Origin of the sequence: Paenibacillus agricola (genome assembly GCF_011440305.1) — a bacterium.
Taxonomy (GTDB): domain Bacteria; phylum Bacillota; class Bacilli; order Paenibacillales; family NBRC-103111; genus Paenibacillus_S; species Paenibacillus_S agricola.
The window spans coordinates 22,042-47,446 of the sequence record NZ_JAAOIW010000016.1 but is presented as its reverse complement, the minus strand read 5'-3'; the positions used below and the strand labels follow the sequence as shown (position 1 = coordinate 47,446).

23 protein-coding genes are annotated in these 25,405 nt (G+C 43.6%); 1 reads left to right on the top strand and 22 read right to left on the bottom strand.

All coding sequences use genetic code 11. The annotated features are described in order from the left end of the window. Positions 1–57: 57 nt before the first annotated feature. The 21 genes from G9U52_RS30365 to G9U52_RS30265 form a co-directional block, all read right to left on the bottom strand. Complete coding sequence (locus G9U52_RS30365; RefSeq protein WP_166154760.1) at positions 58–1,875, bottom strand: extracellular solute-binding protein; 1,818 nt, start codon at positions 1,873–1,875, stop codon at positions 58–60. Between the two features lie 37 nt (positions 1,876–1,912). Beyond that, a complete protein-coding gene (locus G9U52_RS30360) occupies positions 1,913–2,983 on the bottom strand; it encodes a TolB family protein (RefSeq protein WP_207953312.1) in 1,071 nt (356 codons plus the stop codon). A gap of 91 nt (positions 2,984–3,074) precedes the next feature. Then, a complete protein-coding gene (locus G9U52_RS30355) occupies positions 3,075–4,196 on the bottom strand; it encodes a TolB family protein (protein WP_207953311.1) in 1,122 nt (373 codons plus the stop codon). Positions 4,197–4,229: 33 nt separating this feature from the next. Beyond that, a complete protein-coding gene (locus G9U52_RS30350) occupies positions 4,230–5,126 on the bottom strand; it encodes a carbohydrate ABC transporter permease (RefSeq protein WP_166154755.1) in 897 nt (298 codons plus the stop codon). Between the two features lie 15 nt (positions 5,127–5,141). Next, positions 5,142–6,113 (bottom strand): ABC transporter permease, encoded by a 972-nt coding sequence (locus G9U52_RS30345; protein WP_166154904.1) that lies wholly within the window; start codon positions 6,111–6,113, stop codon positions 5,142–5,144. Positions 6,114–6,182: 69 nt separating this feature from the next. After that, positions 6,183–6,590 carry a Rieske (2Fe-2S) protein gene (locus tag G9U52_RS30340; protein WP_166154754.1) on the bottom strand — a complete coding sequence of 136 codons (408 nt, stop codon included), beginning with the start codon at positions 6,588–6,590 and terminating at the stop codon, positions 6,183–6,185. Between the two features lie 17 nt (positions 6,591–6,607). After that, positions 6,608–7,660, bottom strand: a complete 1,053-nt coding sequence (locus tag G9U52_RS30335) for an amidohydrolase family protein (RefSeq protein WP_166154753.1) — start codon at positions 7,658–7,660, stop codon at positions 6,608–6,610. Positions 7,661–7,696: 36 nt separating this feature from the next. Further along, positions 7,697–8,743, bottom strand: coding sequence for an amidohydrolase family protein (locus G9U52_RS30330; RefSeq protein WP_166154752.1), 1,047 nt, complete (start codon positions 8,741–8,743; stop codon positions 7,697–7,699). A 163-nt stretch (positions 8,744–8,906) separates the two neighbouring features. Further along, positions 8,907–10,979, bottom strand: a complete 2,073-nt coding sequence (locus tag G9U52_RS30325) for an AraC family transcriptional regulator (RefSeq protein WP_311764944.1) — start codon at positions 10,977–10,979, stop codon at positions 8,907–8,909. A gap of 283 nt (positions 10,980–11,262) precedes the next feature. Beyond that, entirely contained in the window at positions 11,263–12,228 is a 966-nt protein-coding gene (locus G9U52_RS30320) for an aldo/keto reductase (RefSeq protein ID WP_166154750.1), read from the bottom strand. 117 nt (positions 12,229–12,345) lie between these two features. Then, the gene (locus G9U52_RS30315; RefSeq protein ID WP_166154748.1) at positions 12,346–12,687 is read right to left on the bottom strand and encodes a DoxX family protein; all 342 of its coding nucleotides are present in this window, start codon (positions 12,685–12,687) and stop codon (positions 12,346–12,348) included. A 28-nt stretch (positions 12,688–12,715) separates the two neighbouring features. After that, on the bottom strand, positions 12,716–13,141 hold the full coding sequence (locus G9U52_RS30310; protein WP_166154746.1) for a MarR family winged helix-turn-helix transcriptional regulator: 426 nt from the start codon (positions 13,139–13,141) through the stop codon (positions 12,716–12,718). Positions 13,142–13,404: 263 nt separating this feature from the next. Then, positions 13,405–14,184, bottom strand: coding sequence for an SDR family NAD(P)-dependent oxidoreductase (locus tag G9U52_RS30305; RefSeq protein ID WP_207953310.1), 780 nt, complete (start codon positions 14,182–14,184; stop codon positions 13,405–13,407). A gap of 52 nt (positions 14,185–14,236) precedes the next feature. Beyond that, complete coding sequence (locus G9U52_RS30300) at positions 14,237–16,339, bottom strand: beta-galactosidase (RefSeq protein WP_166154744.1); 2,103 nt, start codon at positions 16,337–16,339, stop codon at positions 14,237–14,239. 48 nt (positions 16,340–16,387) lie between these two features. After that, positions 16,388–17,272, bottom strand: coding sequence for a carbohydrate ABC transporter permease (locus G9U52_RS30295; RefSeq protein WP_166154743.1), 885 nt, complete (start codon positions 17,270–17,272; stop codon positions 16,388–16,390). Further along, positions 17,262–18,134, bottom strand: coding sequence for a carbohydrate ABC transporter permease (locus G9U52_RS30290; protein ID WP_166154741.1), 873 nt, complete (start codon positions 18,132–18,134; stop codon positions 17,262–17,264). The genes G9U52_RS30295 and G9U52_RS30290 overlap by 11 nt, the downstream gene beginning before the upstream one ends. Beyond that, positions 18,131–19,444: an ABC transporter substrate-binding protein gene (locus G9U52_RS30285; RefSeq protein ID WP_166154739.1), complete on the bottom strand. Its 1,314-nt coding sequence runs from the start codon at positions 19,442–19,444 to the stop codon at positions 18,131–18,133. The genes G9U52_RS30290 and G9U52_RS30285 overlap by 4 nt, the downstream gene beginning before the upstream one ends. 125 nt (positions 19,445–19,569) lie before the next feature. Next, positions 19,570–21,210, bottom strand: coding sequence for a response regulator transcription factor (locus G9U52_RS30280; protein WP_166154737.1), 1,641 nt, complete (start codon positions 21,208–21,210; stop codon positions 19,570–19,572). Positions 21,211–21,214: 4 nt separating this feature from the next. Continuing rightward, on the bottom strand, positions 21,215–22,870 hold the full coding sequence (locus tag G9U52_RS41085; protein WP_166154735.1) for a sensor histidine kinase: 1,656 nt from the start codon (positions 22,868–22,870) through the stop codon (positions 21,215–21,217). Positions 22,871–23,005: 135 nt separating this feature from the next. Continuing rightward, on the bottom strand, positions 23,006–23,734 hold the full coding sequence (locus G9U52_RS30270; RefSeq protein ID WP_166154733.1) for an adenosylcobinamide amidohydrolase: 729 nt from the start codon (positions 23,732–23,734) through the stop codon (positions 23,006–23,008). A 214-nt stretch (positions 23,735–23,948) separates the two neighbouring features. Then, complete coding sequence (locus tag G9U52_RS30265; RefSeq protein WP_166154731.1) at positions 23,949–24,191, bottom strand: hypothetical protein; 243 nt, start codon at positions 24,189–24,191, stop codon at positions 23,949–23,951. A gap of 200 nt (positions 24,192–24,391) precedes the next feature. Here G9U52_RS30265 and G9U52_RS30260 point away from each other — a divergent pair, with 200 nt between their 5' ends. After that, positions 24,392–24,562 carry a hypothetical protein gene (locus G9U52_RS30260; RefSeq protein ID WP_166154728.1) on the top strand — a complete coding sequence of 57 codons (171 nt, stop codon included), beginning with the start codon at positions 24,392–24,394 and terminating at the stop codon, positions 24,560–24,562. A gap of 95 nt (positions 24,563–24,657) precedes the next feature. On the opposite strand, the gene G9U52_RS30255 is transcribed toward G9U52_RS30260, so the two are convergent. Next, positions 24,658–25,383, bottom strand: a complete 726-nt coding sequence (locus G9U52_RS30255) for a glycerophosphodiester phosphodiesterase (RefSeq protein ID WP_166154726.1) — start codon at positions 25,381–25,383, stop codon at positions 24,658–24,660. Positions 25,384–25,405: the final 22 nt, after the last annotated feature.

Genomic DNA, 25,405 nt, shown 5'->3' with positions numbered 1-25,405 from the left:
TACCGTCATTCAGGCTTCCGTAAACACAGACGGAACAAAGTTTTCCTTTTAATTCAATTATTTTTTCACACTGTTATACCAAGCATTGGCTTCATTGGTTAACTGCTCACCACCGTCTTTGTTCCACTTTTGTACGGTTTGATCGAAGGTTTTATCGATGTCAATATCCCCTGCTATTGTTTTAATGACATATTCCTTCACTCTTGTACTTAGCAGTTCAGAATATTTGGCTTGGGAAGGTAATCCGACCTTAAGTTTATTTTCATAAGACGGAAACTTATTGAACACATCGGCAGTTAACTGGAATCGTTGCACATCTCGCGGGCCCCACAGACTTAAATAGTCGGGATTAGTCCAGTTCATGACGTTCGTGAGCCAGTTTACCCCCAAGTGAATATACAACGGGTGAAACAATTTGTGTTTCGGCCATTCCGGATTCAGCAGCTTTTGTCCGCTCTTGTCGGTAATCCACATCAAGCCTTCCGGACCAAAGCTTTGCTTGATATGAGTATCCTTATCCGTATGCAAAAATTCCAGGATCTTCAAAAGTTTTTCTAACTTTTTCGGGTCTTTTTCAAGCTGTTTTCCGAAACCCAGGATCGTGTCCTGGAACCCTTGACGATGGTACCCGCTTTTCCCTTGGGGACCCTTAACAGGCGGCAAATCGATATAAATGGGTTGAATGACCTTATCGTCAAAATCCGTAAACACTTTTTGGGCATATAATTTAGCAGGATCACCTTTATTATCATCGTAAAACTTTTTCCAATCCGGGCTATTGGCTACCCATCTGAAACTAAGATGTCCGTCATTGTCCCACTGATGATCATCAAAGCTAAGACTTTCGATATACCCAAGCTTTCCTTTAGCAAATTTAGTAGCCAAATCCTCAACATCACTGCTTCTTCCATTGTCCGTAATAAATTCGGGATCAATGATTCCTGCTTTATACCATTTGTTCAGCAGCTTCAAAGCATCCTTGGCTTCGGGAGTAGTTAAACCAAACTGCAGTTTACCGTCCTTTTCCACCCACATAAACGGATTGGCCCCAAATGCTCCAAATATGGATTGAAACCATAAATCCCCTGCAAAGGTACTTGGATTGGACAAAGCATACGTATCCTTTTTGCCATTTTTATCAGGGTCATCATTTCTGAATTTCAGGAATGCGTCTTCAAGCTCTTGGATAGTTGTCGGCACCTTTGTAATCCCGACATTTTTCAGCCAATCTGCTCTTATAGCGGCGGGACGAGGTACACCTCCATTTGGCTTTAATCGGGCCAGCCCCATATTTTTACCATCTACCTTAGTTATGGATAAAAGATCAGGGTCGAACTTGTTCATGTTCTTATAATATTCTGGCATGTTCTTTTGTACCAGATCGAGAGGCAACTCTGCCAGTACTCCCTGTTTGTTATAATCCCCTACATCCGGTAGCGTAATCGTCACCAAGTCTGGGATTGTTCCTGTGGCGTACATCAGATTCAGCTGTTCTTTTCGATCCGCGCCATCAAGTCTAACAAACTTAAGCTTTACATTAAATGTTTTTTCGAATAAACGTTGACCGTACGAACCGTCCTTTAAAGGAGTGGGACCAAAATTCACCACATACTCAAACGTCGGAGAATTTTTGAAGTATTCCGGGGTCGTGACCTTGGCCAAGTCAGCATCAATGATTTGTTGATCCGCTTCCTCTGAATACGGATCCAGATTGTTCGAATTACTGGGTGCCGTTTGTGGTGGAGGCTCAGTTTTCGTGTCAGTCGGCTTTGGACTGGTAGCTTCATTGCTTCCGGATCCACCTGTACATCCCGCAACGATCATACATATGGCCATGAATAACACATAGACTGTCTTTTTTGAGGCTTTTATCATGTTAAACCCTCCCCGTTGATATGGTCCATTTTCCCGGTCATTCAGGTTCAGTGTTCCTTTTTTTTGCTCTTTCCTCTGGTGTCTCCCATTCCTGTGCAGCCGTACTTTTCTCCCAAGCCTCCAGATTTAAAAGTCCAAGCCCCATTCCATAGCCGGGCTCACTATCATAAGTATTAATCATAAAAGCCAGCCATTTGCCATCGGGACTGACATTAGAATTGCTGGTGCGCCATGGAGGCGTATCAATCATTCTCGTCATACGTACACGCCTGCTTGAACCATCCAATTTCAATTTCCACAAATCAATGGGAGGAAAGAAGTTGATATGATCGCAGGAGGACTCCAAACAAATGTATTCACCGCCCGGAAAAATCCCCTCGCATTCATTGTGTGTTGTGGGCTCATCGATATAGGTGCGAACCTCAAGGGTTTCCACATTGACTCCCTTCACGGTGCATTTCCAATTATCCGGATGTGTTTTGGGTCGGTTAAAATATTCCGCCATAATTACCTCTGTGTCATTATTGCGGAAATCCTGTGGTTCACATCGGTGTCCCCCATCGGTACGATAAATAATTTTATCTTCACCTAGTTTCGGCCCATCCTCATCGTAAACAATCTCAGTAACGTGGGCCTCCCAACGATCCGTCCCGCCAAGCTCAGGGGTTGTGCGGCTGCTTAGTGCATAAGTGATGCGGTTGGCAATTGCTGAAACCCCGCATCCCTCATATATTCTCCGACCCAATGGCTTTGGAGGATGTATCGCATCTTTATCCATAATCCACAGTTCGGATTCCTCATGTCTGCTAATATCCCGATCTTTAAATTGCTTAGGCCCTATAAGCAGATAATCCCCGTTTGCAAGAAAGAGTACACGCAGGAAAGAGTGATGATCCCCTAAGTTTTTCGTTAGATTTCGAACTTTTCTGCTTTCCATGTCAATTTCACAAATATCTCCATAGTTACTTTCAACAAATGCAATCCGTTTTCCATCTGGAGACCAATAAGGTCTTTCACCGTAGTCCAGCAATTTTTCATGAAATTCAGGTGCGTCGTTTAAAGGATTTGGTCCCTCGTGCATCTTGTTTCCAAATTCGTTTTCAGGCATTTGAATGTCCTCCCTTATAGGTATAAATGTACAATTAAAAGATGTCCCCTCCATCAATAGTCCCTTCGACGACTCGCTCAAGCTTTCATTTTCATTTTTTCGGGATTGGGTATTCCCATTGCTGTCCCTCTTGGCTTTTCTCCCATTCCTGCAGATTTAGTAGGCCTAAGCCTCTTCCGTAGCCCGGTTCGTCCGAAACCGTGTTCACCATGTAAGCAAGCCATTTCCCATCTGGACTTACATTGGAATTGTTGGCACGCCAGGGTAAATGATCAATCATCTGAGTCATTCTTACACGTCGACCGGTTCCGTCGAGCTTTAACTTCCACAAATCTATTGGTGGATGCGAGTTAATAAAGTCACGGGAGCACTCTAGGCATATATGTTCGTGGTCTGGAAAAATTCCCTCGCATTCATTATGGATCCATGTTTCATCAATAAAGGTTGTGACTTCCCCCGTTTCAATATGGATACCCTTAACCGTACAATTCCAGTTGTCAGGGTTAGAAAATGGACTGTTAAAATATTCTGCCATGATGACCTCTGTGTCATTGTAGCGGAAGTCTTGAGGCTCAGGACGATGTCCATTATTGGCACGATAAATCACCTGATCTTGGCCAAGCTCCGGTCCGTTCGGACCATAACTGATTTCCGTTACGTGAACTTCATAATCATCAGGAGACTCAAGGTTAGGATCATGCCTACCATTCATAGCGTAAGTGATTTTATTGGAAACCGTGGACACACCGCAGCCTTCAAATATGGCACGACCCAGCGGCTTCGGTGCTGTTTTCGCATCCTTATCCATGACCCAAAGCTCGGATTCTGTACCTCTGCTTATTTGGCGATCCTTAAACACCTTTGGTCCAATTAGTAAATAATCCCCATTAGCGAGAAAGAGAACTCGAAGAAAGGAATGATGTTCTCCCAGATTTTTTGTCAGGTTACGTACTTCTCTTGTTTCAAAGTCAATTTCACAAATATCACCGTAGTTACTTTCCACAAACACGATCCGCTTTCCGTCGGGGGACCAGTATGGACGTTCACCATATTCAAGCAGCTTTTCGTGAAATTTAGGGGGATCATCAAGAACATGCGGTCCTTCATAGGGCTTATGTTCCCTATTTAATTGGTAAGGATATGGATATTGTAAATATTCTTTCGCGAATTCCTCTTTACTCATCTGATTGTTCATGTTATTTCCTTCTTTCATCCATAGTATTTGTCTAGCAGCTTTTCATTTCCATTATCCCTTTACGGCTCCCATGACGATTCCTTTTACAAAAAAACGTTGAATAAACGGATATACGCATAAGATAGGGATCATCGTAATGAGAATAGCAGCAGCCTTCATGCTTTCAGGTGTAGGTATATGTTCCTTATCATAAAAATCCATTGCGTCACTCATTAACAAAGCGCTTTGCTCAATAATCAGCTTTCTGATATGAACCTGGATAACCTGAAGATCTGCGGATTGGACATAGATGATTGAATCAAACCATGAATTCCAATGGTTTACCGCCACCCAAAGACTGATTGTAGCAATGGCAGGGGCAGCTAGCGGAATAATAATGTTGAAGAAAATTCTTATATCACCCGCACCGTCCATTTTTGCAGAATCTTCAAGACTATCCGGTATCGTCATAAAAAAATTCCGCAGAATTAATATATAAAACGTGTTATACAAGAACGGAGGGGCCAAAATATAAACTAACGGATTATTCAGCAAGCCTAGACTCTTTATAAGCAAGTAGGTGGGAATCAATCCCCCGGTAAAAAACATAGTGAAGATAAAGAAAAAGGTAAGGGATTTTTTAAACGGAATTTTTTTTGAAAGCGCATACGCCGCGAGACACATCAACAACACAGCTAGAGATGTTCCGACTACCGTTCTCGATATCGTATAAAAATAACCTGTGTAAATATAGGTTTGGTCCAAAAACCCCGAATATGCCTTCCATGTAAATCCCTGTGGCCACAACCATACTGACCCACTTGCTTGAGCCATCCCTTCCCGAGAACTAAGGGAAAGAACGAGTAAATAAAGAAGAGGATAAACCACTGACACCGACAAAAGAGTCATGCCTAAATAGTTCAAATAATCAAAAATCATAAACCGTTTTTTCTGCCCTACAGCTGCCAACGTTCTTCCCTCCTCTTACCATAATCCGGTTTGCCCAAATCGATTGGCCAATCTATTAGCTAAGAGAACAAGAATTAAACCAATTACATTTTTAAATAAACCAACCGCCGTTGAAAAACTATAATTCATTTGCACAAGCCCGACGCGATATACGTAGGTGTCCAAAATATCACTGACTTCATAGACTCTTGGATTGTACAAGTTAAAAATTTGGTCGAATCCGGCGTTCATGATGTTACCGATATTAAAAATCATCATGATAATAATGACATTTGCAATGGAAGGCAATGTAATATGTACAATTTTCTGAAGCCTTCCCGCTCCATCCATGGTAGCAGCCTCATACAATTGCGTATCAATACCTGCAATGGCAGCCAAGTAGATAATAGAACCCCAGCCGCAGCTTTGCCAAACATCGGAAAGGATTAAAATGGGAACAAACCATTTTTCCTCTGCAAGAAAATAGATTGGATTGCCTCCAAATGCTTTGATAATCTGATTCACCAATCCGCTTGAGGGAGATAAAAGTTCTACCATGATACTGCCAATGATGACCCAGGATAAAAAGTGAGGCAAATAAGTTAGACTTTGTACAATTTTTTTGAATTTTTCATGAAAGATTTCATTTAGTGCAAGCGCTAAAAATATGCCGGATGTATACACGAAAGTTAGCTTTAAAGCACTAATGATTAATGTATTTCTTAAGACTCTGCTAAAATCGGAGGAATCGAACATTCGCTCAAAATGTTCAAAGCCAACCCATGGACTTCCTAAGATCCCTTTGGTGATGGAGTAATCCTTGAAAGCAATGGTAACGCCATACATAGGGATGTAATAAAATACGACATACCATACAATTGCGGGTAGTAAAAAAAGGAATAAGTACTTGAATTTTATGCATTCTTTCACTAATTCGTTATATTTCGTTCTAATGGAAGAAAGTGAATTCTTCTTTTGGCTCAACGGTTGAAGGGTTCCTATCGGCATATTGGACACACACAATCTCCCCTTACAATGTTATTAACTGCGGCAGGAGCATTTTGTTAGCTCCTATCGCTAGATAGTTACAGCAATCCAGCCAGACTCCATAGTAATCGGATACGTCTCGACAGTCAGCGATTCTTCGGCGTCCTGGCTCACCACCTCAACATCGTATGTTTTCACAAGGCATTTAGAGGGATCGAATATCGATTTCCCATTTGTAATATCGAATTCCCAGCCATGCCAAGGGCAACGTATAATTTCTCCTTCCCGACCGTATGTATATTCATCCGGTCCTGACGGCAGCATGACTCCCATGACTTTTCCTTTGCAAAGCTGGGCCGATTGGTGGGGACAGCTGTTTTTAAGTGCATAGTACGTACCTTTAATATTGAAAATCCCGATCGATCTGCCTTCCAGCGTTACAATCTTGCTATTATCTGGCGGTAATTCATCGATAGAACAAACAAGATGTCGTCCCATGCTCTGCTACCCCTTTCTTAAAGTTTATAGAAATCGCGGGCGTTTTCAAAAAAAATCCGTTTTTCCATTGATTCGCTCATTTTCGGAAAAGCCGCTTCGACCGATTCAAAATTGCTGTCCGGATAATCGCTGGAAAACATCAGAAGGTGCTCAGCGTCCATCATATCCAATACTTCCAGTAAGTCTTGATCATTCCTGGGTCTTTCTAGTGGTTGCGAGGTAAACCTTACATGTTCCCGTAAATATTCACTGGGTATTCGCTTCACGGAAGGAATCTCTGAGCGCAGCCCCTTATATTCCATATCTAGCCTCCACATTAACGCAGGAAGCCAAGTAACCCCTCCTTCTGTAATGACAACCCTGAAATCCGGGAAACGCTCAAACACGCCTTCCGTTAACAAACTCACCAAATGCGACTGCATTGCAAATGAAAATCCCGTATAATATTCTAGATAATGGGATGGATAACCCTGTGAAACAAGCTGGTTAATGCCCATTCCATCAGAGCCCGGGTGGATAGCCAACGGTAATCCGTTACGGGCGCACGCTTCATATATCGGGTAATACTGTCGTTGACCGAACGGTGCCCTCGCTCCGCTATCCGCCAACACCTGAACAAAATGGGGATGACCGGCCCAACGATCGATTTCTTTAGCAGCGGCATAAGGGTCCTGATGCGATATCGTAATAGAGCCTTTGAATACACCATCGTCGTTATTTTTGTTCAGCCATGTATCGGCCAGCCAATTGTTATATGCACTTGCTACAGCAGTTGAATAATCAGGATCATGATTAGCAGTGACATTAGCCCTTGGAAACAAAATAGCGTGTGCAATCCCATTCTGATTAATTAATTGCTCTCTTAGAAACACCGGATCCGTACCCGCTTCTCCACCACTCGGAGGGTTTTTGTCCGTTGGTTTTAGCGGGTTTTTATACAACATATTTTTTCTTATTCCAAATCGGTGTTTCCAGGGCTGATCCAGATATACTTTAATCGCGTCGGCGTTAACGGGATAGACATGGACATCACAGTCAATCAATGTCCGCTTGTTCTTGTTTAATTTCATGTATGCGAACCTCCCCCACTTCATAATGCAGAGCATTTATAACTTATATAATTCACGGGCATTTTCATAAAAGATTCGCTTACGCATGGTGTCGGGGAGCTTTGGAAAAGCATGCTTTGGGGAGTCGAAATCCCAATGAGGATAATCACTTGAAAACATAAGGATCCGCTCTGCATCCGCCATCTCAAGCATCTTTAATAAATGCCTGCTATTAACAGGACTTTCTAACGGCTGAGAGGTAATACGCACATGGTCTCTGATATATTCACTGGGCTTCCTTCGCAGCCACGGCACCTCGGACCGAAATCTTTCATACTGTTGGTCAAGCCTCCACAATAAAGTTGGCAGCCAAGAAACACCTCCTTCCACAAGAACCACTTTGAGCGTCGGGAAACGTTCAAACACTCCTTCCACTAATAAGCTTACCAGATGTGTTTGATAAGAAAGGGAGTGACAGGTGCTCCATTCGATATAGTGCGTCGGGTAGCCTGTAGAAGGCAGTATACTAATTCCAATGCCATCGGCACCGGCATGCATGGCGAACGGAAGGTCATGGCGGACACATGCCTCATAAATCGGGTAATACTGGCTTTGCCCATAAGGAGCACGTGCACCGGAATCGGAAAGCACTTGAACAAATTGAGGACACCCTCCCCATCTATCTATCTCTTTGGCCGCTCCCAAAGGATCCTGGGTTGAAATCGTAATAGAGCCCTTGAACACACCATCGTGATTATATTGACCAAGCCAGGTTTCCGTGATCCAATCGTTATAAGCGGAAGATAAAGCCGTAGCGTATTCTACATAAGGAATCTGATTCGTAAAGGGTCTTTGTAGCAAAATGACATGATTTATTCCATACTCATCCACCAATTGTTCTCTAAGAAATTCAGGATCGGATCCAATTGGATTGCCATTAGGGGGAACGGCATCAGTCCGATTCACATAAGTCGGATGACTATATATATCTCTTGAGCTCATAGCAAAACGATCCCACCACCGTTGATCCAAGTGTTTTTTAATCTCCTCTGGGTTTTTAGGCCCAACGTGAACATCGCAATCAATGATTAGCTGCTCAGGCATTTTGCAACCTCCTCCTCTTAGCTCTAATTCCAATGTAATGCAGCAAGTGCTGAGGTACAATAAACATGTTTCAAAATGAATACACCGTGAGTACAAATTTATCCATACACAATACCGGAACCATACACAATATCGACTAATTTCGGATATACGGTGCTAGTTCTTACTTGCGAAAGTCCCCAGGCGTTACTCCTACCATCCTTTTAAATACTCTAATGAATGAGAATGGATGTACATATCCTACCTTTAAAGCTATACCCTGAACGGATTCTGGTGTTTCTTGCAAAAACTTCTTAGCATGTTCAATTCGCACTCTGACCAAATAATCCACAAACTTTTCACCAAATTCATCTTTAAATAACCGGCTCAAATATCTCGAACTCAAATTAAACTCTTCACTCAGATGGATTAGTGACAAATCGGGATTGGCATATTTATCCCCAATATACTTTTTTACTTCGTGAATCAATGGGTGACTCGTCCTACTTTCTCTCAACAAGCTAATTTGATCTTCAACTTGTTTCAATACTTGATACGAATTCGTTTGAAACTCTTCAAGCGTCTCAAATTCCTCAAGCATCTTCGTAAGAGCTGGCATGACGTTCTGCTTCCAACTATCTTGTATGGGCACGGAAAGCTTTATCATTCCACGATCCAGATAATAAATTAAATAATAAAGCAAGCTCGTAATATCTTCTCGTGGGAACAACCCGATCTTGGCTTCATAAAAAAATTGATCGAATTGCTTTTTCCAGGTTTCGTCACCTAAACGGTAAGTTTGAGCAATCGAGTGGATAAGCTGGACAAGATTGAATATGTCCTGTCTCGGCTTGTTTGATAACTCCCAATAATTAATTACACGTTGATTACCCAATACAGACTTATATTTCAACGAGTCCAACGCATCCTCATACAACTGAGGTATTTCTGTGATTTTATCCGCAGAACCGCCGTTACCAACGGTTATTGTAAAGTTCAGATTAGCGTTAACCCACGATATTGCCTTATTACAAACTTGGAGGACAAGATTTGTTTGGTGTTCATTTTCGTATTTACTTTGATTTTTTAGCTGGAATATAATTCCTAACTGCGAATTCGATATCCATTCAGTCCATACGTTAATTTCCTGGCCCTCCGCTATTTCATTCACGACACTGTTTAACACAAACTTCAGCAAATATTGATCTCGATCCGAGTACTTAACAGAAAATTCAATATATTTATCGATTTCCAAAATGCCAAACATAATCCGCTCAAAATCATCGCAACGTCCCAGTCGCTTCATTTCAGACTTCCACTCACCTAAGCTTATAAAACGGTTCCCCTCAAGAAGCTCGATAAAGAAATTGCGACGAATATGAATTAAATCCTCTTTGTATTGGTTTTGAAATTTAGTCGTTTGTTCTAATAGGTTATCTATTGCCAATTCGATGAATCTCATCTCATCCTGATTAACTTTGCCAAACAAATCACTGTTTTTATTGACAAATACCCCATTGATTCTGTTAATGATCGACTCTATGGGCCTGTAGTTGAGGCGAGTCACATAAATCACTAAAAGAAACCCCATGACAATAGAAATAAAACCCAATGTAACCCAGAAATAAGGAAAAAAAGAAAAGAAATTAAAGATATTTCCATCTTTGATGCCGCTGCGAACTTCCCAATTCGTGTATCCTGACTTAATCCTTGCTAATTCTTTTGAGCGATGATTGTCCAACTGATCCATATCGTTAGTGCTAAAAATCAACTCGCCTTTTCCGTCAAAGAAATTAACAAAGCTCGTTTTTAGGCTGGACATTTTAACAACCAAGCTCTGGATATCACTTACTCGAATATTGACTACAATGATCCCTTGTTCTCCGGTAAGAAAGGGAACCTTGCGAACTAGAGTTACAACCGGCATGGGCTCAAATCTTTTTTGGTCTTTGTATATGCGCTTCCCCGTCCACGAGACAGGCTGTTGTTTCTCCATTTGACTTAAAATAAAATCACGATCTGAAAAGTTGCTTAAATAAGTTAACGTGCTGTTACTTATGATGAGCTGATCGGCTTGATGAAAAATATATACCGAATATATAATTGGAAAATTAATGATAAGATTATTTAATTTTTGAGATATTTCATAATTCGTATAGGTTTCATTGTTTTGGTCATTGAAAAACCTTCTGAATAAGTCGTTGACTAATATCTCTTTGGCAATGATTTGATCGATTGGCGTAAGAAAATTTTCCACTGTTTGGTTGACCTGTTCATTAAATACTTCATTTGCCCTAATCGTCGTTTTTTTGATATGCTCACTAAACGCCATAAAAAAAATTAGAAATAAGATCGAGGAAATAAGAAAAAAAATAGGAAGGATGGAAAATAAAGTTTTGTAAAACCAATGTTTACTTTTATTCATGGCGTCCCCCCACTTTAGAAAGTCCCTGTATTATTACTATTAACTAATTTTGCCTTTCATGAGATGAGTACGCAAAAATAAAGACAGGAACTTTAAATAAAGTCCCTGTCTTCCATTATGTGATTCTATTAGCTTCGGGATCGTCAGTATCAAACCCAATGGCGTCTAGCGCAGGCCAAAGCTCGGAAGGAATGGGGTAACTGGCGAGCTCCAACGTCTGGGCAACTCGTTCCGGCTTGGTTATGCCAACGACAGTACTCGTGACACGGGGGTCACGCATGGAGAATTGAAGTGCCGCGGCGACTAGGGGAACATCGTAATCCTGACAGACTTTCACAAATAATCGGGCGCGTTCGAGCAACAACGGCGGTGCATCACTATAAGCATAACGAGCGAAGGCCTCTGGGCCTTTTGCCAACATGCCGCTACCATAGGGTGCTGCGTTGATTACTGCAACACCCAATCGACTGGCGACATCAAGCAAAGGCTCGGCTGATCGATTGAGTAGCGTGTAACGGTTATGGGTCTCTACCGCACTAAACTCGCCCGTTTCTATATAACGAATGAGCATCTGGATCGGCCCACCAGATATGCCAATGTGATCGATGACTCCCTGGTCCTTGAAGTTTTTCAGCACCTCAAGCGGTCCACCCGGTCCCATGACATTTTCAAAGGTGGTATGCTCCGGATCATGGATATAGACATATTGCAGGCGATCTAGCCCCAATCGGAAGAGACTTCCTTCGATGGAACGTTTGATTTGTTCTCCGCTGAAGTCCCCAGTATGTAAGCAACGGTCAGCTTTGGTGGCAAGCACAAAGCCCGATGGGAGTCCACCATTCTCTTTAATTACCTTACCAATACGGCGCTCACTCTCACCTTCCCCATAGGCCGCAGCTGTATCGAGGAAGTTAATCGGGCTTGCAAAGGTCGCACGAATTGTGGCAAGCGCGTTTTCTTCTGGTACATTATAGGTAAAGGTTTCAGGCATATCTCCAAGTGAAGCACCACCAATACAAAGTGGTGAGACAAACAGGCCAGTTCTGCCAAGTGACCGATTGGATAGCAAAGGTTTAGACATAGAGTGATCCCCGCTTTCTTCGCAAAATTTGTGTTGTCATCCAAGAAATGAATAATTTTAGATTACCTAACACTATCTTGTATATAAACTAAATCTGTCTCACCTGACCCATCAATATCAGAAAACAAAATGATAAAGTGCAATCGTAAAAGATAGCAGACACAGTATTATAGCTGGGATCGCTTTTTTAAATGGATCACGTGCGATCACAAGCAGAGTAAAGGCAGCAACCAGCATGGTCGCTCCTAACAGCAATCCGGATAACAAAGCCACGATCGGAAACCATATTCCCAATATCATGCCAATAGAGCATAAAATTTCAATAAATCCTGTTAAGAAGTTGAATATGGACGGAAGACCAAATCGTTTAAACTCATCTGTCATTTTTCCAGAGATTATTTTCGTTCCTGTAATCATGAAGAAAATGCTCATTATAACTTGTAAAATAATAATCAACATACCGTAATCACTCTCTTTCTAAGTTAAATTACTCATCTTTTACGCTTGAATACAGTTTGCCAAGGAGCTCATGTAACTCTAGAAGCTCATCCTTACTCAGATTTTTGGTAACATGATCGTGAGCTGCCAATACAACTGGCAAAAGTTTTGTTTTGAGACCCATTCCTTTGTCGCTAAGGAACAAGTTGTGGGAACGTCTGTCAAAATCACTCTGTATTCTATTTACTATTCCTTTTTTTTCAAGTGAATAGATCATCCTGACAACAGTGGTTTGATCTTTGTCAATGGCTTCGGCAAGCTCTTTCTGGCTCGTTGCTCTTTCCCCCTCAAGTACACTGATAATTCCCCATTGTTCAGGAGTGACTTCATATTGTTTAAGCTTTTTTGTGAAAAAATTAGTCATTTTCATATCTGTACGATGAACAAGGAAACCGGTGAGCTTATATAACTCCATAAATATACTCCTAACTTTTGATATATTGACTTCACTTTAGATTTTCTAAGTACAGATTTTTTTTCAATGGCCATATAATAAAACGTAACTTTGAGCGATGGTCGTTTTTTATATGCTATAGCATATAAAATATATGAAAACCTCTTGTTTGTCAAATAGAATAATTATGAAAAGATCGTACTCCCGTAGCCATCAACGTTCAGGCAGTACGATCTTTTTGTCATACTAGCTTTTGTAATAGGACCACTCCTATAACTCCAAGCTTATGGCTTCGGATAAGGCCGCGCCTGTATGCCCAAGCCACCGTCAACCGATAAGGTTTGGCCCGTCATAAAGCTGGAGTCCGATGAAGCCAGGAACAACGCGCTGTTCGCAACATCCTCCGGCGTTCCTTGTCTTAACAACGGTGTGCCGAAATCAGCCGGATTTTGTCGTGCCAATATATCATCGTCCATCTTCTTAACAGGCGTGCCCAGAATAACAGCCGGAGCAATAGCGTTAACACGGATGTTCCATGGTCCCAGATCCAGTGCGGTTGCTTTGGTAAAGGCATCAATCGCACCTTTACTGGCATCATAGGCAACCATCTGCCTGTGAGCTTTCGTCGCGCCAATCGATGATAAATTAATAATCACACCCTCGCGCCTCTCTACCATCATAGTGGCTGCCCGATGTGTGGTCAGGTACACGCTTTTCAGGTTGATGCGAATGACCTTATCCCAGAACTCTTCGTCATATTCCAGAAAATGCCGATTACATTGCGTCCATCCCGCATTATTGACCAGAATGTCAATCCGGCCAAACTCTCCAGTGACGATATCGAACAAGGAATCCACTTGCTCTTTAAGCGAAATATCCCCTAAATGAGCAAACACCTTTTGGCTGGATACAGCTTTGATCATCTCCACCGTTTCATTCAATCCGTCTTCGACAATATCATTAACAATAACGTGAGCGCCCTGTTCAGAGAATTTCAACGCGATGCCTCTGCCAATTCCCATTGCCGCACCCGTAATGATTGCCACTTTATCCTGCAACTTCACTCGAATCGCCACACTTTCTTTATTTTTTAAATGAGCTCGTTATTACAGAAAACTATTGAAGCTTTAGAATAAGCGCATCCTTCGCAGGCAGCGCCACCTTGAGCTGGTTTCCTTGAAACTCTGCCTCAGGCTCGCCCCAAAGCTTCTCCACCACTGATACCTGGGCAAACTTATCAGAAATATGCAATTCTACAGCCGCTTCCGCATCCGAGCTATTGATGATCCAGACGAACTTGCCACCACTGCCTTCATGAAGCCGAACCTGAACCAACGGATTATTGACCCGCACCGATTGCTCTTTCCCGCTCCATGTAAAGACATCGGCAAAAAATTTCTTCGTACCCGCATCGCTTGTCCGGTAATAGGCTTCTGACGGGAATGTGCCGACCAGCAGCACCTTGCCTGCTCCAAAGCTGTTCTCGACCGCTGCGATCGTTCCATCCTCATAATTACCTATAGCGGTTCCTGTTGTCAACTTGTACGATTGCAGGAACACGCCGCCCTTGACCGCTGCACCATTTATCTCAAAAACAATAGGGTCTGCGATATCAGGCATAAATTCCACATGCTGTTGCCTTGCCCCGAACACCTCATCCAATCCCAAATTTGGCTGTACGGTTCCTACCGTTCCAAAATCCCCGAAATAGGCTGGGCAGCCTTCGCAGATCAGCGTACCACCACGCTTCACCCATTGCTTCAATTTCTGCGCCTGCGCCTGCTTGAGCATAATCGGGTAAGGGAAATAAATGACCTCATAGGCATCGATCTGGTCGATATGTACCCAATCCGGCTGCAGATTATTATCAAAAAAACCGCGGTAGGCTCCCCACATCGTGCTGGAATAGTAATCACATTTCACTTCGCGTGAGTAGATATGGTTGAAGGTCTCGGTCTCCGGGACTACCAGGATACCGATATCGCCTTTGATTGGCGATGAGCTGAACAGCGAGGCTTGAGCCGGTTCATTCGCCCATTTGGCAATCGAGCTTGCCATGGCGGAACGGTCTGTCCGGGAGCCGTCCATTTCGTATGGACCAAAAGCGCCAAACAAGGGTCCGTCCAGCAGTGGACGCCATCTTGGGAACAGCAGACCCGTAGCACCGCCTGCCAGCGAGATCATATTCCACAAGCGGATATCCTCCGCTTTTGTGATCCTTCCATCCTGCCTTGGCCGGCCGGTCAGCTGTGGCTGCAGCCACAAAGGCCCGCCTTGCATTTCTGCATGCCAGAACGGCTTCCCGTTCGAACCCGAACGGGTCAGGTCCACGGCATGCCACTGCTTCCAAGGGTCGCTGCCTTTTCTTGTAGCGACCCACGTAAAGCCGTAGATCTCCACATGGCGGGCAGATTCCCAATCATCGGAGCCTGAGGCAGCCATCTTGACGAGGCTGGCGGCCTCGCCGTGCGCCGTAATGTAATTGTCAGTATCCAGGCTGGCGATAAGATCGCTTCTCCATTTCATTTTGGCATACAAATTTTGCTTATTGAACTCAATCCAATCGAAGGATTCAGGGTATAACCCAACCTTCGCTGGAGGCTGCACATCGTTCCAATCGGTGTAGCTGTAGCGTCTCCAAGTGACGCCAAGCGTCTTCAGGTCACCATATTTGGCTTGCAGCCATTGCCGATATTTGGCTCTGGAATGCTCGCAATAGCACATGCCGGTTGTCTGGAAATTGCATTCGTTCAGAATGTCATAGCCGACCATACTCGGATGGTCCTTATAATGCATAACCAATTCGGTAAGGAAGCGCTCTCCCAACGCCTTGACCTCATCGCTGTCGAAGCACAGACCGCCATAGCCGCCAACTGCACTGCTTCCGCCCATCATGCTATGGATCTTTTTGCCATCGACATTCGTATGCAAAGCATCGGGATACTTCGTAAATGCCCACTCAGGCGCAAAGGTCATCATTTCGGAAATGACGGTTTGGATGCCGTTCTTGGCGGCAAGCTCCATATGCTGGTCATATTCCTCCCAGTCAAAAACACCAGGTGCTACCTCAATAGCGCTCCACATGAACCAATGCCGGAACATATTGTAGCCATCCTCACGCGCTACTGCATAATCACGCTCCCAATCCTCTTGGGGCGGGTTGGATTTACGGAAGTACACAGCGCCATAAGGAACCTGCGGTAATTTTTTTTTTGCCATCGTATATAACACTCCATTTCTTTAGTCAACTCTTTAAGCCTTAGCCCTTTAACCCTTTAATGCACCGGCAGATATGCCGCTTATTACATATTTTTGCAAAGCCAGATATACGACTGTAAGCGGCGCTATTGCCAACAGGAATCCTGCGAAGACAATTTGCCACTGTGTCCCGAATTCTCCATGCATCGAATACTGCGATAAAGTGAGCGTAAAATCGGTCTTTTTCTGCAATACCAGCAATGGGAGCAAGAAGTCATTCCAGATCCAGATCAGGTCAAGAATAAAAAGCGTGATGATCACGGATTGCAGCATCGGAAGCAGAATGCGCCAATACAACTGGTATACGTTGCAGCCATCTATCGTGCCTGCCTCCATAATTTCTTTCGGAATGGAGCGGATAAAGCCGACCAGCAGAAACACCGCAAACGGAAGACCGTGCCCTATATATACAATAACAAGCCCCAGCTTGGAATTCATTAAATATAAGCTCTTGAGCAGCTTGACCAATGGAACCAGGACCGTATAGCTTGGAATCATAATGCCCGACAGGAAAAAATAATACAAAAAAGTGTTCAGCTTATTGGCTTGCTTCGCCAAAGTAAAGGCTGCCATGGAAGCAACCAGTATAATACCGGCAACGGACAGCAGGGAAATGAAGGCTGTGTTGAACAGCACGGTGCTATATTTGGTAATTTCCCAGGCTTTTACAAAATTATCGAAGTTCAGCGTTTTCGGCAGACCAAAATTCGAAAGAAGCAGCTCGCTTGGTGTTTTCATCGCCATCGTAATGACAATATAAAAGGGCAGAAAATAAATGATGGTAAATACAATCAACATAATTTCAAGCAGAATTAGCCGCTGCTTTTTCAGGCTCATCGGTTTATTTCTTAGACTCACCGCTTTATCGGTTACGCTCATCGGTTTATATGACATCTTCCTCCCGCTTTCTTAAAAATTTCAGCTGGATAAGGGTGCATACAACAATGAGAAGGAACAGCATAATCCCGATTGTTGTGCCATAGCCAGCCCTTGAGAAAAAGAAGGATTCCTTGTAAATACTTAACGCCATAACCAGGGTGGAATCACCCGGTCCTCCGCCCGTCAGGGCAAAAATGCTGTCAAAGTCTTTAAGACCGCGCTCGAAGGTAAGTACGACATTGATCGTGATCGCAGGAGCCAACAGTGGCAAAGTGATATAGAAAAACTTATAGAACGGACCTACGCCATCAACTTCAGCCGCTTCGTACAATTCTTTGGGAATCATCTGCAGACCTGCGAGAAATATGATCATCGTCCATCCGGTCATACGCCATATGCTGGCAAAAGCGGCTGCATAAATCGCCCCATCCTTGCTGCCCAGTATGTTGTTAGCCAGCATATCGATTCCGAGCAGCCTGCCTACACCCATCAGCGGTCCCGAGTATACAAAGCTCCATATATAACCGTTAAGTAAGGGGCTCAAGGTACAGACAATAAAAATTGCGGTGCGCAGGACATTCTTGGTTTTAATGCTTTGATTCAAGGCGATTGCCAAGAGCAGTGCCAATAAATTCTGAAATACCGTTACGCAAATCGTATATTTCATCGTTGTAGAGAAGGTTCGCAGCACGATTTTGTCCGTGAATAAGGTGAAGTAATTATCAAGTCCAATAAAGCGATACGTTTTACCTAACCCGTCCCAATCCGTAAAGCTGTAATAGAACGCCCCGATAAGCGGGACGATAACCAAAACCAGATATAGGATAATAGCCGGTAGCGACAGCGAAGTGTATTGCAGACTTTCGCGCAGCCTCATTCTTTACCAAAATTTTCGACAAAGGTTGGATTGGCTTTCATTAACCGTTGATGCTGCTCTTCCCATTGGTTTAATACGCTGTCGATGGGTTCTCCCAAAAACCATTTTTGCGTAACTTCTTTCATGACATCTTTAATGCCGGGAATCCAGACAAGATCCGCATGCGGCGATTTTTTGTTCCCGTTTAGCCAAGGCAGCATGCTCTTTAATGCATCGTCATAAGCCTCGGTTACGCCTACTACAGTGGAAAACTGTTTGGCTTCTTTGGAATATATATTCCCCATTGCAGGCGTCAGCGCGAATTGGATGAATTTTTTTGCTTCTTCCGGATATTTACTGCTGCTTGAAATGTGAAGCCCGGTCGTAACCCCTACATTAAGAATGCGGTCTTCTGTCTTATCCTGCAATACGGATGGAACCATCGTCAGCTTCGTATCAGGTCCATAACGGCGAATCGTCGATAATAAGCCGTTCAAGTTCATCAGCATCGCCCCTTCGCCTTTAATAAGCCGTTTTACAGCCTCATCAGCATCGACACCCAAAGCATCTGGAGACACATATTCCTTCAGCATTCCGTAACGTTCAAACATCGTGCGAATCAAAGGGCTATTGAAATGCAAATCACCCTTCAGCATTTTTTTATAGTAATCGGGATCGCTGGGCACTACTACCGTTGCCAAATATTGAAAATCAAATTGTGATACGTGGTTCACATCCTTACCTGCCACAATCATCGGAAATTTGATGCCTTTTTCCCGTAAAGCTTTGTTCACATCCAGAAGTTCATTAAAATTTTCCGGTGCTTTCAGACTGTATTTATCGAAAATTTCCTGATTCAGGTAAATCCCAGTAGCTTGGGCATTCAACGGTGCCGCGTAAACCTTGCCCTTGTAGGTGACGAGCTTCAGGTCATCCTTCTTAATGTTGGCCAAGAGCGGTGTGTCCGTAATATCAAGCAGCAATCCCGCGTTCGCAAACTCTCCGGTTCTTGCGCCTACCTGAAACGAATACAGATCGGGAGCATCCCCGGAGGAATATTTAGCTTTTAAAGCCGTAATGAATGTATCGGTGCCAGGGACCGCATTCACTTCAAACTTGACTGTCGGGTTCGTTTTTTGAAATTCTTCGATGATCTTGTTGAAGGCTGGGACATCATCGGCCGAGTTCAGCATTAATTTCAATGTTACATTAGCTGCAGTTGCAGGGCTGCTTGTCTTGCCTGGCTCGGCAATGCTGTCAGTCGTTGACGGTGAAGAGCAAGCGGTTAACATCATTAATAGGCAAAGCCAAATTGGGACTAACTTTCTCATGAAATCATCTCCTCTTTGATTAGGATTGCGAAAGCGCTACCATCCTATAAATACCTCTAAATCTTAATAGGAAACATCTTTGCTGGGTACCTCATTATTAATCATTATTCTAACACCATATTAATTTAATAGTGCTTATCGCGATATTCTGTTGGAGTAAGCCCATATTCCTTGCGAAACAGCTTGTTAAAGTAGCTGAAATTGTCATAACCTACCATCAGTGCGACATCAGAAATACGATATTGAGGATCCATTAGCAGCTCCAGCGCTTTACGCAGCCGGATGCCGTGCAAATATTGATGGACGGTCAGCGCAAATTTCTGTTTGAAACGGTTGGCCAAATATTCCTTGCTAATGTAAAATTGGTGCGCCAGATGGTTCAGCGACAAAGGCTCCGCATAATGAGCATCGATATAAGCTTTAACTAGCCCAATTCGGTCACCTGCCCCATCAAGGTCGCCCTTCTGCTGAATATCGATCATTTCCATAATCAGGTGGATAAAATAGCTGCGGATTAACTCTGCATTAAACTTCATCTTCAGCCCAAAATTAAATGAATCAATTGGACTGTTATCAGATAAATCACCGTCCGTGGAAATGTTGGCGATGGAGGAGTAAGCCAGGAACAGGAAGTGGCAGGTCAAGGCACCTTGGCTCTCCCATCGCTCGAACAATTCACAGACTATATTTTCAACCCGATTTTTCTGGGCGTGCTTGATTACGTAATTAATTTTTCGCGTCAGCTCGCTGATTTGTGAAATCAGCAGCTCGGGAGCGGATTTGCTTTCTTTGAGCATTGCAGCGTTATGCCCGTTACCGAGATGTTTTAAGTGGGTGTAGACGATAACCTCCTCCAATTTCTGAATGCTGCTGCCTACCCGATCACCAGCGACAGGCTCCTCTTTGCTTAAGAAAAAGCAGTCTACCTTCAGCACCTTTTTGATCGACACAGTCATTTCCGCCAACACCTTCGGGCCCACCTCCTGCGAAACCAGAATCCAGTAAACAAGATGTGGATAAGTCGAGGAGGAGCCAATCACATAAGCACGTCCGTATTGCTCCAGCATTTCCCCGAAAAATTTACAAACAATATAGGAAAATAGCTCCCTATCCCCATGATACCGATCCGATACACTATCATAATAATTTTGCACCACCATAATATGGACATGCCACAAGGCTCCTTTTTCCGTAAAAGCGGGCAGCTCTAAATTCTCTTCGGGCGTTAAGACCTTGCCTTCATAAATTTTTTGTTTAATCAGATCCTGGCGGCGTAGCAGACTCTCCTTCTTATTGCGGGTAATCGTACTCTCCATCGCCAGCATCGCTTCCTGCACATTCATTCGTTCCACTGCTTTCTTTAAGGCACTCTCTACATCCTCTAAATCAAAGGGTTTGAGTATGTAATCGATCACGTTAAAACTGATCGCCTGCTTTGCATAGTTGAAATCGTCAAAGCCGCTGACAATAATAACATGCTTAGGGGCTTGCTTTCTTTGTAAATGGGCTAGCACCTCCAAACCATCCATAACCGGCATGACAATATCGAGAAAAATTAAATCAGGCTCCAGATCCTCCATGAGCTTCAGCCCCTGAATACCCGTTTCGGCTTCGCCAATAATCTCAATTGCGTAGTTGGACATGTTGAGAAGCGTATGCAACGCTTTGCGCACCTTGGGCTCGTCATCCATGATCAACACTTTGATCAGCGATCCATTCTTAGCGTTACTAGATGCTTGTTCAGAACCACTCACAGTTTTATCCATCTCTTTAATCCACCCTCCAAATGACAGAAACCTCTGTTCCTTCACCAAATTGACTTTGCAATTGAATACCCGTTGAATCCTTGAAAAAATGCTGTACTCTTTGCTGGACGTTGCTTAACCCGATATGGTTGTCTTCCCCCGCATCGACATTCAGACCTAGCTGTAGGGCCATAAGCCTTTCTGGTAAAATCCCACAGCCCGTGTCCGATATCATAATCATAATTTGGCCACCTTCCTTTTTGGCGGTAATCGTTAAAGCTCCCCAGCCTTTTCTCGTAATTCCATGCAAAATCGCATTCTCAACAATAGGCTGTAGCGACAACTTTACACAAGGTACATCCATGAAGGCTTCATCGATATCGATGTGAAAGCTCAGCTTCTCCTCGAACCGATATTTCTGAATTTGTAAATAATGGCGGACATGCTCAATCTCCCGCGATAAAGACACAAGATCATGCTCGGATTCGATCGTATAGCGGAATATTGAGGACAAGGATTTGATCATCGAGCAAATCGATGTGGCTCCTGCATCCAATGCCTCCGAATACATCGAGGTCAACGTATTATACAGGAAATGTGGATTGATCTGTGCCTGCAGCGCCTTTACCCGCGAATACGATTCCTGTAATTTGAGCTCATATTCATTCTGGATCATAGCCTCCAGCTTCAACACCATTGTGTGGAACTGCCGTGACAGAAATCCGATTTCATCCTGCCTTTCATTGATCGGATTTGCAATATCGAGCTTAAAATTACCGTTCCCCACATTTTTCATCGTCTGCGCCAGGCTGACAATCGGGCGGTAAAATTGCTGGGCGAACAGCAGCCATAGCACAATGCCGACAATCAGGACGCCGACTCCCAAATAAATCGTAAATTTAATCGAATTCCAGGCGGTCTGCTTCACGATGGATTGGGGGATATACTTCACCACAAACCAGCCATATTTATTTTCTTCGCTTCGAATTACATAGACCTGGTTCTTTTGCAAATCCAGCTTTCGGGTTTCATAAATAACATTCCCTTTGGAGTCGTTGACCTGAATGTAATCGCTTGCATAATCCTCGCCGAATAAATCGACAAAAAACTTTTTGTTCAGGCCCAAGCCAAGTACCCCTACCTTCTTTTTCTGAATGACGTCGGATATTGCCCTCCCGATAAATACTTCATTTACATCCTCTGAAGAAGAGGTATGGATCGTCATCGCACCGCCACCCTGCTCAACCTCATTCAACCAAATTCTATCCTTCGGCGTGAAGCTATTTAAAAGCCCTAAATTCAGATAATCCACTCTGTAAAGATATTGCTTAGCATCCAAATACAAGTAAACGCTGCTAAAGCCCTTCATTGATAAGGTCAGCACCTTCAGCAGGGTTTCCATTCTCTGCTGCCTTTCCGGGGAAATCGTATTCGTATTCGTCAAATTGATTAAATAATCATACACATCCGATGTCTCATAAATACTCATGAGCTTGTTATCCAGCTCGTTGACCGAATATTGAATATTCCGGTTTAACTGGTTCATCAGCTGCAGGTGCGAGGTAATAATCTCCCCCCGGTATTGCTTTTGAATTTCATTGTAAGTAAACAGCAGGCTAGCCAGAAGCGGAAAGGCCATAAAAAGTACGGACAGTAGCAAATATTTATGCTTTAGCTTCACTTGCTCATCTCCAAATGGTCAAATTTAAAACTAGTCCTATTATAAGTCTGCTCTTCTGAAAAAGAAATACAACAAAAAAAGCCGCGATTTACGCGACTCTTTGTCAAAGGGGGAAATATTTGTATAATGAGTAGCTCACTTGCTGCGGACATACGCTTGGTACCGGCGTCCTGCGCTAACTGTCGCTTCGTATACCGTCCGTCCGATGAGATAGCCGACCTCTGTCGCTGTACCCGCGTAGCGGTGCATGGATGCGTTTCCGATTGATGCGATCAGCACCGCATCCGATGTCGTCCCTGTGGCATACCCGGCCCCCTCAACGCGCTCGTCTAGCTCCTGTAATGCCGCGCTTTTCGCTTCGGTAGCGGTTATCACGGCATTCACCATAGCAGAGTCCGTCATGGTGCCACTCACTAATACAATGGAGTTGATCGTGCCTGGGTACAACTGCGGACTTGGCACAGCCAGCCCCGCACGAGCCTTGTTACCTAGTCCGACAGTAACGAGACTTGTTACCTTCGCCTCCCCATAGGAGGCGCTTTCCACTGAGATGTCTGCGACCCGAGCGGCGGTCATCAGGCAAGCCGTCGCTCGGACATCCAACTGCTGCCTGTCCAGGAAAATCTCCATCTCAGAGATGGGATCCTCATTGTTATAGGTCATGTCGACTTGCCGATTCACTAAGAACCTGTGATGACCGAACCCGCCTCCCCATGGCGAGGAGTTCAGTGTCCGAACAGGCTTGGCCATGTCCACTAGAAGATATGGATGACCATCTCCGGACATACGTTCCACCCGCCATGCCTGCAACCCTTCCATGTGAAGCTCAAGTTTACTCTGTTTGACATCTGAGCGGTTATGCATCCTAATAAGTCACCTCTTCCCATAACATACAGTATAGACCGGTAGGAAAATAAAAAAAAGATGCTGTCCCCATGTCATCACAGACTGAGTAATCTGCTCACCATCAAGTACGTAATGTTCAAAGCTTTCTCTTTCGCCTTATCCACATTAATAATCACACAATCAAAAGAAGCCCATTAGTACGAAACGATACGATGAGCTGCTATTCTTAAATTTAATACAAGTTCTGATCTTCTTCTACTACTTCACTGATGACTCCATTTTCAATTAAATATTCTCTTATATCCTTTGTGCTATTCGGGATAGGCCATCCGTCTTCACGCAATCTTTGTTCAGCCCAGAATGCAACTATGCTTCTTATATCTCGTTTCAGTTCTTCTTCACTAACATGAATAATCGAATCCTTCACAACTGCCTTTACATTGACTCCAATTTGACTTTGGACTCTGATTCTCATGCGATCACATCCAGTTTGAGTTCGTACCCTACAAGTTATGTTCGCACACAAAATATGGTTTATGTACTTTTCTACGTATCCCTCCTATCTGTGTTCGACAAAAGAAGTGTTAAGTTGCGTTCAAAATATGACATACTTTAGGACAAGAGTGATCGTATAATCAAAATAGAAGCCAAGTTTCTCTTAAGGAGATGATCCTATTGGATGATAAATTTATAAAAGAGTTGCATAAGCTAAAACATGAAGACGAAATGAGATCAAAGGTTCTTCTCTACGGTGTCAATCGTATATTAGCCGAAAAAAGAAAAGAAAGTATGTTGCATAAACTATTCAAAAGTAAGAAGAAAACCATTGCTGCTAAATGGAATTAAGCCATCTCCATTATCCTTTTTATTTACGTGAAATGCAAAGAAAGCCTGTAGGTTTTAACCAGCAGGCAAATCTAGATTAGGGCTTGGCTTGCTTTTCACTTTTTGATAACTGTGAGCAGGCGATCCGGATGATTCGTCGTAATACGCACATTAGGATGAGCAAGCACTATTTTTTGAAGCGTTTCCGGATCATCCACAGTCCAGATGCCGACATCGATCCCTTTGTCCAACATCTCGTTGATAAAAGCGGGGCTGGAAAAGCTATGATTGATGGAAAAACTTATTGCTCCTGTATATTGCAGCTGCTCCCAAATCAACGTCGGTTTACCAAAAAAAATGAGGCTGGTGGCGATGGAGGAATCCACCTCATTTGCCTGTTTCATGGAGTCATGATCGAAAGAAGAAAGAACGACCTGGTCCCCCATACCGTACTGATGGACCTTCTGAATCACTTTTTGTTCGATTCCTTCATAATTGTTTGCCTTCGTCTTTAATTCCACGGCCAGTTTGCAGCGTCCTTTGGCCAACTTCAGAACTTCCTCCAAGGAAGGTATGGTTTCCCCTTTGAATTCTGGGGCAAACCAACTCCCTGCATCCAATTGGCGCAATTCGTCAAAAGTATGTTGGTTTACCCTACCTTTTCCATTGGTAGTGCGCTCCAAAGTGTGATCGTGTATGACTACAGGCACCCCATCTTTAGAAAGATGCACATCAAATTCAATCATATCAATAGCTGATTCAGCCAAGGCTAACTCGATAGCGGCTAACGTATTCTCAGGTGCTTTCCCCGACCAACCGCGGTGTGCGACGATTTTAATCATGATATAGTCTTCCTTTCAGATC

Bases quoted from the DNA above. Each gene is read 5' to 3' on its own strand.
- G9U52_RS30345 (WP_166154904.1), bottom strand. From the start codon at position 6,113: ATGCCGATAGGAACCCTTCAACCGTTGAGCCAAAAGAAGAATTCACTT.
- G9U52_RS30280 (WP_166154737.1), bottom strand. From the start codon at position 21,210: ATGGATAAAACTGTGAGTGGTTCTGAACAAGCATCTAGTAACGCTAAG.
- G9U52_RS30355 (WP_207953311.1), bottom strand. From the start codon at position 4,196: ATGAAAGAAGGAAATAACATGAACAATCAGATGAGTAAAGAGGAATTC.
- G9U52_RS30340 (WP_166154754.1), bottom strand. From the start codon at position 6,590: ATGGGACGACATCTTGTTTGTTCTATCGATGAATTACCGCCAGATAAT.
- G9U52_RS30310 (WP_166154746.1), bottom strand. From the start codon at position 13,141: ATGGAGTTATATAAGCTCACCGGTTTCCTTGTTCATCGTACAGATATG.
- G9U52_RS30360 (WP_207953312.1), bottom strand. From the start codon at position 2,983: ATGCCTGAAAACGAATTTGGAAACAAGATGCACGAGGGACCAAATCCT.
- G9U52_RS30335 (WP_166154753.1), bottom strand. From the start codon at position 7,660: ATGAAATTAAACAAGAACAAGCGGACATTGATTGACTGTGATGTCCAT.
- G9U52_RS30365 (WP_166154760.1), bottom strand. From the start codon at position 1,875: ATGATAAAAGCCTCAAAAAAGACAGTCTATGTGTTATTCATGGCCATA.
- G9U52_RS30255 (WP_166154726.1), bottom strand. From the start codon at position 25,383: ATGATTAAAATCGTCGCACACCGCGGTTGGTCGGGGAAAGCACCTGAG.
- G9U52_RS30300 (WP_166154744.1), bottom strand. From the start codon at position 16,339: ATGGCAAAAAAAAAATTACCGCAGGTTCCTTATGGCGCTGTGTACTTC.
- G9U52_RS30330 (WP_166154752.1), bottom strand. From the start codon at position 8,743: ATGCCTGAGCAGCTAATCATTGATTGCGATGTTCACGTTGGGCCTAAA.
- G9U52_RS30320 (WP_166154750.1), bottom strand. From the start codon at position 12,228: ATGTCTAAACCTTTGCTATCCAATCGGTCACTTGGCAGAACTGGCCTG.
- G9U52_RS30315 (WP_166154748.1), bottom strand. From the start codon at position 12,687: ATGTTGATTATTATTTTACAAGTTATAATGAGCATTTTCTTCATGATT.
- G9U52_RS30290 (WP_166154741.1), bottom strand. From the start codon at position 18,134: ATGAGGCTGCGCGAAAGTCTGCAATACACTTCGCTGTCGCTACCGGCT.
- G9U52_RS30265 (WP_166154731.1), bottom strand. From the start codon at position 24,191: ATGAGAATCAGAGTCCAAAGTCAAATTGGAGTCAATGTAAAGGCAGTT.
- G9U52_RS30270 (WP_166154733.1), bottom strand. From the start codon at position 23,734: ATGCATAACCGCTCAGATGTCAAACAGAGTAAACTTGAGCTTCACATG.
- G9U52_RS30285 (WP_166154739.1), bottom strand. From the start codon at position 19,444: ATGAGAAAGTTAGTCCCAATTTGGCTTTGCCTATTAATGATGTTAACC.
- G9U52_RS30295 (WP_166154743.1), bottom strand. From the start codon at position 17,272: ATGTCATATAAACCGATGAGCGTAACCGATAAAGCGGTGAGTCTAAGA.